The organism is Brachyspira pulli, from assembly GCF_036997785.1.
In the GTDB taxonomy this organism is placed as follows: domain Bacteria; phylum Spirochaetota; class Brachyspiria; order Brachyspirales; family Brachyspiraceae; genus Brachyspira; species Brachyspira pulli.
In genome coordinates this window covers 24,986-40,985 of record NZ_JAWLQI010000012.1, presented here as the reverse complement: position 1 = coordinate 40,985, position 16,000 = coordinate 24,986, and the positions used below count along the sequence as shown (strand labels likewise).

Genomic DNA, 16,000 nt, shown 5'->3' with positions numbered 1-16,000 from the left:
AAAAGTAATTAAATTGTAATTTTTAATAAAAAAATGTAATTTTTCTTTATTTTTATATTTTTTTATATTTAAATTATTCGAATTAAATATATACCAAAAATTTTTAACTTTGTCATTTTTTTAGTCAACTTTTTCCCGCCGCAAAAAGTTGCAAAAAGTGCAAGGATAGAATTAGTACTAAATCATACTAAAATTGTCTTACATGTAAGATAATTTATTAAATTAAAGCCCAAATGTAGCCTTTTTGCTTCTTTGTGGCAACAAAAGAAGTGGGGTATGGGGCAAAGCCCCAGATATAAAAACAAAAATATAACTTTACTTTTGACAAAGTATAGTTGTTTAGGTATATATTAAGACAATGATTAAAAAATTTTTATTAAGGTTTTATGTATGAAAAAAGTGAGTAGTTTATCTTTTAAAGTTCCTTTCATTATAAGCATTATAATTTTCATTACAATTTTTATATTGGGTACGCTTTCTGTGTTATCATCTACAAGAGCAGTAAAAAGGGCAACATTGAATGGTTTTAAATCCACAGTTTCCGGATATGCTTCTATGATTGATATGGTACTGCATGAACAATTATTAGCCATTGATACATACGCTAAATCATCAACAGTATTTAATGTTCTTTATACTAATGATGCAAATGCAAAACAGCAGAGTATAAATAGATTAAAAGATTTTTCTGCTGTAAATAGATATGCACTTAATATGGGACTTACAGATATTAATGGAAAAATAATACTTGATAGTGATAATCCGTCTCTTGAAGGTATATCTATAGCTGATACTGAATTATTTACAAGATTAAAAGCAAATAATTATAATGCTACTTATGCAGATACTACTACAAAGGATACTCTAGATATACTTCTTTGTAAAGGCTTATTTAATTCAGAAGGAAATTTGATGGGTATTATTTATATAAATATAGATTTAGGAAAAGTTAATAGCGATTTTATTTCTAATATAAATTTTGATGGAGATATAACAATAGCTAATGATAAAGGTATTATTATGCTTTCATCTAATAAAGATAGAATAGGCACTTCATTACCTTATGTTTATGATATAACAAAAACTACATCAGAAGGTGTTATAGAATCTTATGTCTTTGGAAATAATAAAAATAAAAGATCAGCTGCTTATAAAAATATTAGTATAATGCCTTGGTCTGTTATATTTGCAAATTATAATAGCCAAATTTATAAAGATATAAGAGGCATAATTTTTAGAACATCTACAATAGTGCCGTTTTTTATAATATTAGCTTGCTTTGTAGTTGCTCTTTATATAAAAACTATAACAAAACCATTAATTTCTCTAGTATTATTTGCTAAAGAGATATCTCAAGGTAATTTGATTTATGAACATAAAAATATCAATAGAGATGATGAATTAGGTATACTTGCCAATTCTTTCTTTAATATGCGTGATGTGCTTCTTGATATCATAATGAAAGTTAGAGTTTCTGCTGATGAAATAACTAGCAGTGCAAGAGAGCTTTCAAAAGATAGTGAAGATTTATCAAGAAGAACAGATTCGCAAGCATCTAGTTTACAGGAAACAGCTTCATCAATGGAAGAAATGTCTTCAACTATTATATCATCTGCAAATAAGTCAGTAGACGGAAATAAAATGATGATAAATTCAAAAGCATCTATTGAGCATGCAGGAAGTATAATTTTGGATACAGTTCAAAATATAGAAGAAGTTAACGAAGCAAGTACAAAAATAAAAAATATCACAAAAATAATAGAAGATATTGCTTTCCAAACTAATATACTTGCTTTAAATGCGGCAGTAGAAGCTGCAAGAGCTGGAGATCAAGGAAAAGGATTTGCAGTAGTAGCGAGTGAGGTTAGAAATTTAGCACAGACTACTCAATCATCAGTAAAAGATATCACCGATTTAGTAGACAATGCTTATGATAAGATTATTAAGGCTACAGAATCAGCAAGAGAATCCCAAGAGATATTTAAAGATATTCAAGATAAAATAGATGTAACCTCAAAACTTATGGACGATATAAGTACAACAGCATTGGAACAGCAATCAGGAGTTCAGCAGGTTAATAAAGCAATTACAGATATGGATGCGGTAACTCAGCAGAATGCTGCTTTAGTAGAACATACTTCGGCATCATCTGCTTCTTTACTCAATCAGGCTGAAGAACTGGTTAATGCTATGAGTTTCTTTAAGATTGGAAATTAATAATAAACTTTTGTCAATTGTTTATTTATACATTAATAAGCTGTCTTTTTAAATATTTAATAAAAGGCAGCTTATTATTTTTTTAAACTGATATAAATTATATATTTTTTCTAAAATGTTATATTTATCAAACTTATAAAAATTATATTATACATATAACTTGCTTTATTAAAAAAATATCTGTTTATAGGCTTATTTTATAAAAAGAATTTGTTTAACTAATATTAAAAGTTAATCTTATCTATTCTATAGCTATATTATAATTTTGGGGAATAATAAATGAGAAACATAAACAGAATGAATGATTATTTTGTTAGATATTTGTTGGCATCGGAAGGAAATGAGGATATACTTGAGAATATAGTAAACTCTGTACTTGAAGATTTAGGATTTGAAGAAGTTCATAATCTGCATATAATTAATCCTCATAATCTTCCTGAAAATATTAATTTAAAAGAATCTGTGCTTGATGTTAAAGCTATTACAAAAAGCAATAAAAAAATAATTATAGAAATACAATTATCAGGTAATATAGATTTTTTAAAGAGAATATATTATTATATATCTAGGAATATAGTAAGTGAAGTAGATGAAAAAGAACCTTATGATATAATTAGTGAGGTTATAAGTATTAATTTCGTTAATTTTAATATGGATTTTAATGACGAAGGCAAACCTCATAGATGTTTTAAATTAATAGATATAGAAAATCCTAATGTTGTTTTAGATATGGTGCAAATGCATATATTGGAAGTTCCAAGATTTAAAAATATTTTATCTAATTCCAATATAGAAGATATGAAGAGAAAAGGGATATTATCTTGGATAGAGTTTTTTACAGCAAAAGATTTAGATAAAGTAAAAGAAGAATTAAAGGAGGCAAACTACATAATGGATAAAGTAATTAATAAATATGAACGTTTTATATCAAGCGAAGATGAAATGGAAGTTTATAATGCAAGAGATGCTTTTTTATATGGTCAAACTGTTATGCTCAAGAGAGAGCGGGAAGAAGGTATAAAAGAAGGTATGGAGAAAGGTAAAAAATCCGAACAGATTGCTATAGCTAAAAAATTTAAAAATTCGGGTATAGATATAAATATTATCAGTGAAAATACTGGTCTTAGCATAGAAGAAATAAATAAGTTATAATAAATTAAAAACATCTATACTATTTTTTATTATGTTACCTGTTTGTTACAATAATAATAAAAAAAATCTAATCAAATTTTTATTTTATACGATAAGTATAGTAATTAATTTGAAGTAAATTATTTATTATTAAGGAGCATAATAATGTCAACAAGCTCATTTTTTGGTATAGAATTAGGTAAGAGATCACTTCAAAACTTCAAAACAGCTTTAGAAGTTACAGGTCATAATATAAATAACGTTGCTACTAAAGGATACAGCAGACAAAGAGTAGTAATGCGTACTTTTGATAAACCATTAGAGGCACCTAGTTTGAACAGAGCAGAGCGTGCTGGTCAAATAGGTCAGGGTGCTGAAATAACTACTGTTGAAAGAATTAGAGATCAATTTATAGATTCTAAAATAATGGCAGAACTTGGAACTGACGGTTATTGGAAAACTAAATCAGATTATTTAAAACAATTAGAGGCTATATATAATGAGCCAGGTAATTCAAATTTAAGAAGCGATTTAGATGCTTTCTGGGATTCTTGGCAGGAAATGGCTGCTAATCCTTCAGAAAGAGGAACTAGAATGGTATTGGTTGAGAGAGCTGACAGAGTTAATAATTCACTCAATCAAATGTTTAATCAAATGAATGGAATGCGTAATAATTTGAATAATCTTGTTGAAAGCAAGGTTAATAGAATTAATGATATAGCTAATTCTATCAAAGATTTAAATACTGAAATAGTGAAACAGCAGGCTTTAGGTCAAAGTCCTAATGATTTATTAGACAGACGTGATTTACTTGTAGATGAACTTTCTTCTATTGCTAATGTTGACATTAAATCTATGGATCCTGATGAAACTATGATTTACATAGGCGGCAGAGCATTAATTCAAGGTAATGTAGTAAGCGAATTAAGTGCTGAAAGAAATATCAACAATGAAGGTATGTACGATATCTATTGGAAAAAAGACCATGTTCAAGTTCAATTTGAAGGCGGAGAATTAAAGGCTTTATTAGAACTTAGAGATGTTGATACAGTTGATGCTATTAATGATTTAGATACTTTTGCTATGAATTTAGCTGACAGTGTAAACGAAATACATAGAAGCGGTTTTGGTTTGAATCAGGAAACTGGTGTTGATTTCTTTACTATGACAAAAGCTACTCCTTCTGTTATAGGTAATTTTGATACTAATAATGACGGACAGGAAGATTCTACTATAATGTTCAAAGTGAGCGGTATCAATTCAGTAGATGCTTCAGATAGCATAGGAAGCAGCGGTACATTAGTTTTCGGAAATAAATCAAGAGAAGGTGCTGATGTAGCTATAGATTATACTGCACAAATGAAAGTAGGTGATTTAATAGATAAAATCAATTCAAGTGAAGCAAATGTTTCTGCTTATTTAGATGATAATAATAGATTAGTATTAAAAGCTAAAGGTTTTGATGATTATATGAAGCCTTCATATTTCATTAAACATATAGAAGATTCAGGAGATTTCTTAGTAGGTATTACTGGCGTATTGAATCAATCTGGAGCTGCTGGTGCTTATAATTGGCAGAATACAGATCAGGTTAATAGACTTGCCGGTGATTTTAGAAACTTCACTACAACTCCAGAAAGACACCCTGCAGGTGCTATACAAGTAAATGATATTATCAGAAATGATGTAAATTACATAGCTGCTTCTAAAGGTATAGATACTACAGGTAACGGCTTTAATGATAAATGGAATGGCGTAGGTGACGGATCTAATGCTTTGGCTATTGCTAATTTGAAAACTAAAGAAATAATGGTTGACAGCAAATCTACATTCAATGATTTTTATACTGGAAGCCTTGCAAGAATAGCTTCAAGAACAGAAAGTGCTAATGCTGAAACTGAAAAGCAAACAGTTGTTATGGAATATCTTGAAAGATTAAGACAGTCTGTATCAGGTGTTAACTTAGATGAAGAAGTAGCACAAATGGCTATGTATCAGCATGGTTATAATGCTTCAGCAAGGGTTGTCAGTGTAATGGATCAGCTTCTTGATGTGGTTATAAATAGAATGGGTGTGTAAGTAATATATAGAACTTTTTAAGGCGGTATTAGAAAATAATACCGCCTTTTTTATTGTTATTATTAATTTATAAGTATATAATATATCTAATTTAATTCTTAGGAATTTATTATGAAAGTTTTTAATATTATTTTAATTATATCATTTTTTATCTTTTCATGTTCTTCAAATAAATCATCTAATGATAATGCTATATATGTAAATGTAGGGCCGGAACCTAAAACAATAGACCCATCTCTTAATTCATCATTAGATGGAAATCTTTATATACAGCATATTTTTGAAGGTTTAGCTTCAAGAGATAAGAATAATCAAATAACTTATGGTACAGCTGATTATTGGGAAATGAGCGAAGATGCTTTAACATATACATTTCATATAAGATCAAATGCTAAATGGAGTGACGGTAAAAATGTAGTTGCTGATGACTTTGTTTATGCTTGGAGAAGGGTTGTTGATCCTAATACTGCTTCAGAAGAATCATATATGCTTGAAGTTGTTTCTAATGCTATTGATATAACTTTAGGTAAAAAAAGTGTAGAGGAGCTTGGAATAAGAGCTATAGATGATAATACTTTAGAAGTTAAACTGCAATATCCTACACCTCATTTTTTAGAATTGGTAAGCTGTTCAATATATTTTCCTTTAAGAAAAGATGTTATAGAGGCTAATGGAGATAAATGGACTTTATCGCCTGAAACTTATATATGTAATGGCCCTTTTATGATGACTGACAGAAAAACAGATGAAAATATTACTGTAGAAAAAAATACTAATTATTGGAATATAGAAAATATAGTTCCTAATAAGATAGTATTTGTTCTTATTAATAATGAGGCATCTATTATAGCTGGTATAAAAGACGGTTCTTTACATTTTGCTAAAAATCCTCCTTCACAGGAAATAGATAGTTTGAAAAAAGATGGACTTATTTATACTATTCCTTTGCTTGGAACTTATTATTATTCTTTTAATATGACTAATGAAATATTTAAAGATGTTAGAGTAAGAAAGGCTTTATCATTGGCTATAGATAGAAATTATATAGTAGAATCTGTTACTAAAGCCGGACATAAGCCTGCTGGTGCTTGGATACCTTTCGGATTTAATGTTGCTGGAAGTGATTTCAGAGGGGCTGGCGGAGATTATTATAGTATAAAGCCCGAAGATTATGCTAAAAATGTAGAAGAAGCTAAGAGATTATTAGAAGAAGCTAGATACAAAAATGGAGAGAATTTCCCAGTTATAGATTTTAAATCTAATTCAGGTGAGCATATACAGATATTTGAAGCTGTTCAGCAGATGTGGAAAGAGAATTTAAATATAGATTCTGTTATAAGTCAGGAAGAATGGTCAAGTTATTTAACTACATTAAGAGATAAAAATTTTATGATGGCAAGACAAAGTTTAATTACTCCTTATAATGATCCTATGAATGCTTTTTCGCTATTTTTGAGTTATAGTTCTCAAAATAATATAAGTTATTCAAATTCTAGTTATGATAATCAGTTAAAAATATCTATGTCTTCTGCTAATATTACTAATAGAATCAATGCTATGCATAAGGCAGAAGATATATTTATGAATGATATGCCTATCATACCTATATATTTTTATTCTGATCCTATTATGATCAGTAAAAAATTGAAAGATGTTGTATTTGATACTATGGGAACTCATAAGTTTTTCTATGCAAGATTGGAGAATTGATTATGATATAAAAAATTGCTATAGTTTTTTATTAAATATATTTATGCTTATTGCTTTTAAGTATATTTAAGTATATATTATAGTAATTAATTCTTTAAAAAATATAGGTCTAATACCGATATTAACTACACAGGAGCATTTTGCAATGGGTATAAAGATTCGTATAATTTTAATAATAGTTGGAGTTATGGCCCTTGTAGCAGCCAGCACTAACTTTTTAAGTAATACTTTAAATACAGAGACTTTTTCTGAAATTACAGAAAGAAGTCTGCATAATAGATTTAAATTGATAGGTAATGAATTTGAATATAATATAATGTCAGCAAGAGAAGAAGCTGCTAAAATAGCTACTACTCTTACTATAAGTTATAATGATATAAAAAATTATACCATTGAAGATAGAGATACATATTTCCAGAATTTTTTATCCGCTGCTGTTGGAGAATCTCAGCTATATTTTAATAGAATTTTAAGTATATTATTCTATCCGCAAGTTATGGGCGATGGAACTGAGCCTTTTGCTATTTATAGATATTCTACTATAGATAATAGATTTACAAAGATAGATATTACTAATGAAACTATGTGGATAAATCTTACTAACAATTATGGTACAGTAGATAAAAATATACTATACAGACAAGTATTGAAACCATATATAATTAATGAAAGCGGTAATATTGGTGTTACTTTAAATATGGCTTCTACTATATCTGATATGTCTAATAGCAGAGTTGTAGGATTGGCAAATATAGGTGTATTATTTAATTATGCATCTCAAAATATAAAAGATGTTCTTGATATAGAAGGTTCTGATTTGATTGTAATTGATAAAAGAAATTCAAGTATTATAAATTCCAAAAATACTGATTTAATTAATGCTAGAGTTGATGTTTTATATCCTGAATACTATGAAATATTTAATGCTACTTTATCTTCAGGAGATATTAGAATAGATGATATAAAATTAGGTAATCAGTCTTATAAATCTTATGTAACAAGCATAGCAGGACTTTTAAATATAGTAATGCTTATTCCTAATTCTTATTATACTTTGCAAATTAAAGATATGAATAACTCTATATTCTATACTATTATCATAGCATTCTTAATGGCAATAGTTGCTATAATATTCTTTATTAGAGTTTTATTCGGTTCTATTACAAAAATATCAGATGCTATAGGTAATTCTGTTGATAATAAAGACTTGACTGTTGATATACCAAAAATATCAGGCGGTGATGAAATAGGGGAGATGACAAAATGGGTTGTACTTTTAAATAACTCGCTTCAATCTGTATTATCAAGTGTAAAAAGAACAATTTTAACTTCTAAAAAACAAAGTGATACATTAACAGAAAAAATCAGTGATAACTTGAATATAATATATGGTATCAATAATAATATTGAAACTATTAAAGACAATGTAAATGATGAGTTGAGTCAAGTAGAAATTGTAGAAAGCAGCAATAAAAATATGCAGGACTATATCTCTACAAATACAAACAGTATTGATTCTATAGAAAAAGATACAAGAGAACTTCAAGGTAAAATCATAGAAGAAGGTGAAAACATAGAGCAAATTGCTACAGCAGTTGAACAGATGAGCAAAACTATTGAAAGTATTGATGCTATTATTTCTAAAGTTACAAATAAAGCTAAAGACTTATCAGTGGCATCTATTAAGAGTAAAGAGAAGATGCAGGCTACATCTATGGCTACTGGAGATTTAAGAAATGCTTTAGGTTTCATTTCTAATTTCGTAAGTTCTATTAGAAACATAGCCCATCAAACTAACCTCTTAGCTATGAATGCTGCTATTGAGGCTGCTCATGCTGGTAAATACAGTTCAGGTTTCGCAGTAGTTGCTGAGGAAATACGTAAATTATCAGAAGTATCAAACGAACAGGCAGATAATGCTAATAAAGTACTTCAAAACATAGAAGAAAAGATTATTATTACTACTAATGATTTAACTGAATCTACAGAACAGTTCGATATACTTACAAGAGATGTACAAGAACTTACTGATATTATGGGTACAGTGCATGTATCTTCTGTAGAACAATTAAAGGCTATCAATGAGATAGTTAACTCCATTACAAAAATATCTGAATCCAGTGAGCATATTAAAACTCAATATATTGATATGGCTGATAAACTTGGAGCAATTAAAACTAACCTTGATGCTTTGAATAATATATCTTTAGCTACTTCTAAAACTATGAATAAGCTTAAAAATATATCTGATTCTATACATAGCAGCGTAGAAAGTATTTCTGAAAGTTCTAACAATCTTTCTGTTTCTGCAAATACTATGAATAAATTTGCTGCTGATAACAATAGATTATTAACTGAATTAGAAACAGATATATCTAAATATAAAATTAGAGATACTAAGACTAAAAAAGAAGTTGCTACTCAAAGAGTTAGAGGTATTACTTTATTAATATTAAAAGAATTTATTAAAACTAAATTTGGGGAAGATGGCTATCAAAAATGGGTAACTGCTATGGAGCCTTCATCTTCTTTAATATTTAAAAATGAAATAGTTAGTAAAGAATGGTATCCTTATATGACTTCTTTCCATAAGCCATATAAACTTGTTTGTGATTTGTTCTATGGCGGTACTAACACAGGTATTAAAGATATTTCTGAGTATCACTTTAATCAAATTATACCTAGATATTTAAGACCATTGCTTTTCTTTGTGCCTAAACATTTTGCTTTGTCTTATGCTGCTGAACATATATTCCCTGATTTATTTGATCCGGCAAAAATAGATATTATTAGAGCTAGAAGAAAGTTATTGGTAGTACATCTTACTGATTTTACTGAAGATCCTGAAGTTATAGAACTTGCAGTGCTTGCTTGGTCTAGTATGCTTCTTGAATCTATTACTCATATTAGATCTAGTATGGAAATAACTAAATCTATTAAAGATGGAGAGATTTATACTGAATTCGTACTTAAATGGTAATTTATAATTAAATTTCATTGAAATATAAAGAGTTGGAAATTAAGTTTTTCAACTCTTTTTTATTTTAACATATTCAGATAAAACCTAAATTAAATATTGTATAATCTTTTTATATTTTTTATAAATCATATTTTAATTTATAGACGATATATATTATATAATTAAATTATAGTAAAAAAATGATATAATTGTTTAGTATAAATATTTTGTGTTTATTGTATTGATATATTATGTATAGTATAATATATTAATTCCTAATGATTCGGAGGTTGTTTGATATGATAAAAAATATTAATGAAATTACAAGGACTTTGGGATTTAAAATACTGATAATAGTTATATTGGGACTTTTGCTTTTAATTCCTATGAGTTTTATAAATAGTGTTGTAAAAGATAGGATTAGTTATAAAAGCGAGGCTGTATCGTCCATAATAGAACCTGTAGGTGAAACTGCCAATATACAAGGTATAGTTGTTGCCATACCATTTTTAAGCAAAGTAATTGACAGTGAAACTAAAGAAATAAGCTATGTAAGAAAATATATTTTTTATATGCCTAATAAATATAATATTACTGGGGATATTGAAGTTTCAAGTTTAAGCAGAGGAATATTTAAAGCTCCTATTTTTCATTCACAGTTAAATGTAACAGGAAAATTTGATAAGTATAATGAGGAAATATACAATTTAGATGAAAATAATAATACTATACTTTATGATGAGGCTATGATTATATTAGGTGTAGGAAATAAAAAAAATCTTATGAATCTTCCTGATATATTGGTCAATGCAAATGAAGAACTTAAGTATTATGAAAAAAATATACATGTAAATCTAAATATGTTTGATAATAAGTTTTTATATACCATTTCAAAGGATAAAATATTAAATGGTTTTTATTTCAATATAACTATGGATATTCAAGGAGGAAACTCTTTGATATTAACTCCTTTAGCTTCTGAAAATACTTTTAATATATCTTCAAAATGGAAAGATCCTAGTTTTACAGGAGGATTTTTACCTATAAAAAGAGAAGTGAATAATAATGGATTTAATGCAGAATGGAAAATAGCAAGTTTTAATACTCCATTTACTAAGTATTGGACTAGCGATGAAAATGTAAATAGAACAGATAATATTGACGATTCTCAATATTGGAATGCAAATAGAGATGTTAATAAAGTTGTAGTATCTTTTTTACTTCTTAATGACAATTATCAAAAAACATCAAGAAGTGTAAAGTATGCAATACTATTTATATTTATTCCATTTTTTGTACTCTTTTTATGTGAAGTGCTTTCAAAGAAACGTATACACCCAGTGCAGTATATACTTATAGGTATAGCAAATGCAGTATTCTATTTATTGTTGTTAGCTATATCAGAGCATCTTAGTTTTAATTTAAGTTATTTCTTAAGTGCATTGATGGTAACGGCTTTAACTTCTATTTATATAGGATATATAATAAAATCTTCTAAGTATATTATTTCAATGGCAGCGGTTGATGCTTTAGTTTATATATTCTTATTCGGAATACTTCAGCTTACCGACTACGCATTATTAATGGGTACATTAGGATTGTTTGCAGTTATTGCTCTTGCTATGTATTTCACACGTAATGTTGATTGGTATGGTGAGAATAATTAATTTATAAAAATTATATAATTTAGGCTTGAAAGTATTTTCTTAACTATTTACTTTCAAGCCTTATTTATTTTTTATATTTATATATTTTTACACACTATGTTCAGATGCGGAATGCGAAGCTATATTAGCGTTCTTTTTCCATTTATTTGAATAATAATATAATAAGCTAAAAATCATACTGAAAAAGTTACCTACAGCCATAGCAGTCCATATTCCCCATAATTCCATTTTAGGGGATATCATATAGGCGAGCGGTACTCTTATTATAATATGGGCACAAAAAGCAAATACCATAAGCATAAAAGTTTTTCCGGCACCATTTATAACACCATTAGCAGAAAACATTACAGCAAGCATTATTATAGAAGGCATAACAACATAAATGTAACTCTTTGTATATTTAAGTACGCTCATATCCTTAGTAAACATTCTTACAATGATTTCAGGAAATAATACAGAAAAAATGGCCATAAATGCTGATATTCCTACTGATAATTTTATTCCTGCTTTGAATATTTCTTTAACTCTTTCCATTTTGCCTGCTCCGATATTTTGTGCTACCATAGTGGCAATACCGGCAGATAATGCTAAAAGCGGTAAGAATGATAAGGAGTCCACTCTCATAGATACAGCAACAGATGCAGAAGCTGATTCTCCATAAGTATTTATAAGTCTATTTAAAAATAACCAGCTTACGGATACTATTAATTGCATAGCTGCAAATGGAAGTCCTATTTTGAACATTAATTTAGTTATATTAAAATCAAATGCCAAATCAAAAGGATTAGCTTTTACAATACTGTTTTTCATTTTCAAATATACCATACTAACAGCAACAGAAACAAATTGAGAAAATGCAGTAGCATAAGCAGCTCCATCAAGTCCCATAGCAGGTATTGGCCCTATACCTGCTATCATAAGCGGATCTAATATCAAATTCAAAACTGAAGAAATAGCTAAAAATATCAAAGGTCTTACTGTATCTCCAATTCCTCTAAGCAAAGCAGAAACTAGAAAATAATAAAACATGAATGGAAAACCTATCATACTTATTCTGAAATAGCTTACAGAATATTCCATTATACTATCTGCAGTGTTTAAAAATTTCATCATAGCAGGAGCAAATATATATCCTATAATTGCCAAAGCTAGAGAAGTTATTAAACTTATAGTAGTTGAAACTCTAGAAACATATATTACAGAATCTTTATCATTAGCACCGAAATACTGTCCTATCAAAATATTGGAAGCTACTGTAACTCCTGAAGCTATAGCCATAAGTATTAATATAATAGGAAAACTAACAGCAATAGCACCAAGTCCTTTTGGGCCTATCATTTGACCGATCCAAATCGTATCAACTATATTATATGCGATATTTAAAAGGTTTCCTAATATCATAGGTATAACTAAGTTTATCAGCCCTCTGCTTACATTACCTTCGGTAAGTTCCAACATCTTATCTTTTTCCATAATTATCCTCATATATAATTTTGATGATTTTTAAATTGTTTTATTTATCATTATGTTTTTATAATAAATTGTTTTGAAATATATTATTTTTTCAAAACAAATATATAACTTTTTTATTTAGTTCTTATTTAGTTATAGAAAAAAGTTTAAAAAGTATAAAAGCATTCAAAAAATGTAAATATAATGCAAAATATTATATTTACTATAAAGCAAAATAGATTTAATCATATTCCAAGCAAGAGATAGAAAAAAATTACATTTTACAGCAATAATATCAAATACAGATATTTGATAATATGAGCAAAACTGCAGTAATTTCATAAAAATCCCTATATGATTATAAATAAAAAAAATGAAATATATGTTTTCTATTAAAAATAATTAGTAATCTTATATTCTTAAAAAAATAAAGTCAATATAAAAAGAGATTTTATTGGTAATTTTTTATTAATTTTTCTAAATTTACATATAACATATAGATATTTTTATATTATACATGTAATATATGTTGTATATTTATGAAAAATATTATAAAAAACGTTTTAAAGGCTTTATAGAGTTATTAAAAATCCCGCCCTTTATTCTTTTTTATTTAATTTATAATTTTTGGTTTTCATTATCTTTATAGCTTCATCAGAAATGAAAACGCCCGCCCAAGTTTGAATTAATTTAAAAATGCATTTAACGCACGGTGAACTGAATTAAGAATATAATAAAATTTGAATTAAAAATAATTCTGTATTTATAGTTTTATTCTGCGTGCGGTAATAGAGCAGCAAATTAAAAAAACATCTAGGGTGGGTGCTGTAAATTCAGTTTTAAGTATTTAAAGAAATAAAAAGTAGAAATGCATATTTAATTATTAAGGAAATAGGGTGGGGATTAGAATAGTTTTTTAAGGTATAGGAAATTATTAAAAATCCCGCCCTTTATTCTTTTTTATTTAATTTATAATTTTTGGTTTTCATTATCTTTATAGCTTCATCAGAAATTATAACGCCCGCCCAAGTGTGGATTAACTTTAAAATGCATTTAACGCACGGTGAGAATAATTTTTAATATTAATTGATTAATAATATAATTTCATTATATATTAAAATTCATTTACCGTGCGTATAATGAAACTCATTCTAAATATGCATTAAAAAATCTATATAAACCTTGTGAATCATATTCTACTCCTTTTAACTTTGGAGAAACAAGTAAGGCCTCGGAATAAAAATATATTGGTATTATAGCATTATCATTCATCAAGATATTTTCAGCATCATGCATAGCTTTCATTCTTATATTGTTGTCTTTATTTGTTGAAGCTATATCTATATATTGATTGTATGTATTATTCGAGTATGAACCATAATTGTTAGGAGAATCACTTTTAAAAAGGTTTAAAAAGTTTATAGGATCATTATAATCAGCATACCATAAATAAACAGCAATATCAAAATTCTTATCGTACATATTTTGTAAGTATGAAGCCCATTCATGCTTAACTATTCTAACATCAATATTTAAATTTTCTTTAATCATACTTTGAACGGCGTCAGCAATATTTATATCAAATTCCCTTGTTGCTATAAGCAAATCAAGTACAGGTAAATTCTTGCCGTCTGGATATCCTGCTTCAGCTAATAACTTTTTTGCTTCTGCTATGTTATTTTGATATTCTTTAGTTTTTATATGCTCGCCTCCATTTTCTCTAAAATCTCCATAAACATCATTAATGCCGAAAGGAACAAAACTTCCAGCAGGAGATTCTCCGCATTTAGTAATTGACTTCACAATATATTCTCTGTCTATGGCTAAAGATAATGCTTTTCTTATTCTATTATCTTTTAATATTTCCTTGTTTAAATTAAATCTGTAATAGTATGAAGCAGCTACTGGAACAATATGAACTATTCCTTTTTGTTTTAAACTTTCAATATTATTTCTAGGGAAAGGTTTAGCGAAATGAATAGATTCCTCAAGTACTCCAGCAAGCGAAGTATTAGGTTCTTCCATTAAAAGAAAAGTTAATTTATCAGGTTTTGTATTTTGATTATTCCAATAATTAGTATTTCTTTCTAGTATGATGTTTTTATCAGTATTTCTTTCTGTCATTTTAAAAGCACCATTTCCTATATATGTTGCAGGCTTTAAGCTCCATTCATCGCCGTACTTATTTATTATATCTTCACGTACAGGATAGAAAGGAGGATACGCAGCAAGTTCAAGAAAATAGGCAGTAGGGTAGTTTAATGTAACTTCAAATGTATAATCATCTATAGCTTTAACTCCTAATTCTTCTATAGTTTTTTTGCTTTCTATTATATCTTTTGCATTTTTTATAACTTCAAAATAAAAACTATATTTGTTTGCAGTTTTAGGATCAACAGCACGCCTCCAAGTATAAACAAAATCTTTAGCAGTTAAATTTTTTCCATCATTCCATTTAGCATTAGTTCTTAAATGAAAAGTGTATACCGTTCCGTCATCGTTTATATCCCAACTTTTAGCAGCTCCTCCTATTATTTTATTATTAGCATCTTTTTTTGTAAGTCCTTCAAAAGCATGAAGAATATATATCATAGTAAGATTGTCTGTATTTAAAGTGGGATCCATAGTTAAAGGTTCCGGAGCAAGATTTATAATAATTTCATTATTTGTAGTTATTTCTTTTTTGGTACATGATGTAAATATAATTAATAGCATTAGTAAATTAGCAGTAATTATTTTTTTGAACATTCGTTTTTCCTTTGCATTTTAATTTTATAAAAAGTAC

8 protein-coding genes are annotated in these 16,000 nt (G+C 27.6%); 6 read left to right on the top strand and 2 right to left on the bottom strand.

Translation table 11 applies throughout. The features are described 5' to 3' along the window. The first annotated feature begins 390 nt into the window (after positions 1 to 390). The 6 genes from R4K56_RS04365 (at position 391) to creD (ending at position 11,763) form a co-directional block, all read left to right on the top strand. Positions 391 to 2,217, top strand: a complete 1,827-nt coding sequence (locus tag R4K56_RS04365) for a methyl-accepting chemotaxis protein (protein WP_335771710.1) — start codon at positions 391 to 393, stop codon at positions 2,215 to 2,217. A 279-nt stretch (positions 2,218 to 2,496) separates the two neighbouring features. Beyond that, complete coding sequence (locus R4K56_RS04360; protein WP_335771709.1) at positions 2,497 to 3,369, top strand: Rpn family recombination-promoting nuclease/putative transposase; 873 nt, start codon at positions 2,497 to 2,499, stop codon at positions 3,367 to 3,369. Positions 3,370 to 3,513: 144 nt separating this feature from the next. Next, positions 3,514 to 5,427, top strand: a complete 1,914-nt coding sequence (flgK, locus tag R4K56_RS04355) for a flagellar hook-associated protein FlgK (RefSeq protein WP_335768962.1) — start codon at positions 3,514 to 3,516, stop codon at positions 5,425 to 5,427. Positions 5,428 to 5,538: 111 nt separating this feature from the next. Then, positions 5,539 to 7,137 (top strand): peptide ABC transporter substrate-binding protein, encoded by a 1,599-nt coding sequence (locus R4K56_RS04350; protein WP_335771708.1) that lies wholly within the window; start codon positions 5,539 to 5,541, stop codon positions 7,135 to 7,137. Between the two features lie 145 nt (positions 7,138 to 7,282). Beyond that, positions 7,283 to 10,117 carry a methyl-accepting chemotaxis protein gene (locus R4K56_RS04345; protein WP_335771707.1) on the top strand — a complete coding sequence of 945 codons (2,835 nt, stop codon included), beginning with the start codon at positions 7,283 to 7,285 and terminating at the stop codon, positions 10,115 to 10,117. 278 nt (positions 10,118 to 10,395) lie between these two features. Further along, positions 10,396 to 11,763: a cell envelope integrity protein CreD gene (gene creD, locus R4K56_RS04340; protein ID WP_335771706.1), complete on the top strand. Its 1,368-nt coding sequence runs from the start codon at positions 10,396 to 10,398 to the stop codon at positions 11,761 to 11,763. Positions 11,764 to 11,850: 87 nt separating this feature from the next. Here creD and R4K56_RS04335 read toward each other — a convergent pair whose 3' ends face one another. Together R4K56_RS04335 and R4K56_RS04330 are read right to left on the bottom strand one after the other, a co-directional pair. Beyond that, complete coding sequence (locus tag R4K56_RS04335; RefSeq protein ID WP_335771705.1) at positions 11,851 to 13,236, bottom strand: MATE family efflux transporter; 1,386 nt, start codon at positions 13,234 to 13,236, stop codon at positions 11,851 to 11,853. Between the two features lie 1,125 nt (positions 13,237 to 14,361). Beyond that, positions 14,362 to 15,963: a peptide ABC transporter substrate-binding protein gene (locus tag R4K56_RS04330; RefSeq protein ID WP_335771704.1), complete on the bottom strand. Its 1,602-nt coding sequence runs from the start codon at positions 15,961 to 15,963 to the stop codon at positions 14,362 to 14,364. Positions 15,964 to 16,000: the final 37 nt, after the last annotated feature.

Excerpts from the sequence above, each read along its gene's own strand:
- R4K56_RS04365 (WP_335771710.1), top strand. The coding sequence starts at position 391 with ATGAAAAAAGTGAGTAGTTTATCTTTTAAAGTTCCTTTCATTATAAGC.
- R4K56_RS04360 (WP_335771709.1), top strand. The coding sequence starts at position 2,497 with ATGAGAAACATAAACAGAATGAATGATTATTTTGTTAGATATTTGTTG.
- R4K56_RS04350 (WP_335771708.1), top strand. The coding sequence starts at position 5,539 with ATGAAAGTTTTTAATATTATTTTAATTATATCATTTTTTATCTTTTCA.
- R4K56_RS04335 (WP_335771705.1), bottom strand. The coding sequence starts at position 13,236 with ATGGAAAAAGATAAGATGTTGGAACTTACCGAAGGTAATGTAAGCAGA.
- flgK (WP_335768962.1), top strand. The coding sequence starts at position 3,514 with ATGTCAACAAGCTCATTTTTTGGTATAGAATTAGGTAAGAGATCACTT.
- R4K56_RS04345 (WP_335771707.1), top strand. The coding sequence starts at position 7,283 with ATGGGTATAAAGATTCGTATAATTTTAATAATAGTTGGAGTTATGGCC.
- creD (WP_335771706.1), top strand. The coding sequence starts at position 10,396 with ATGATAAAAAATATTAATGAAATTACAAGGACTTTGGGATTTAAAATA.
- R4K56_RS04330 (WP_335771704.1), bottom strand. The coding sequence starts at position 15,963 with ATGTTCAAAAAAATAATTACTGCTAATTTACTAATGCTATTAATTATA.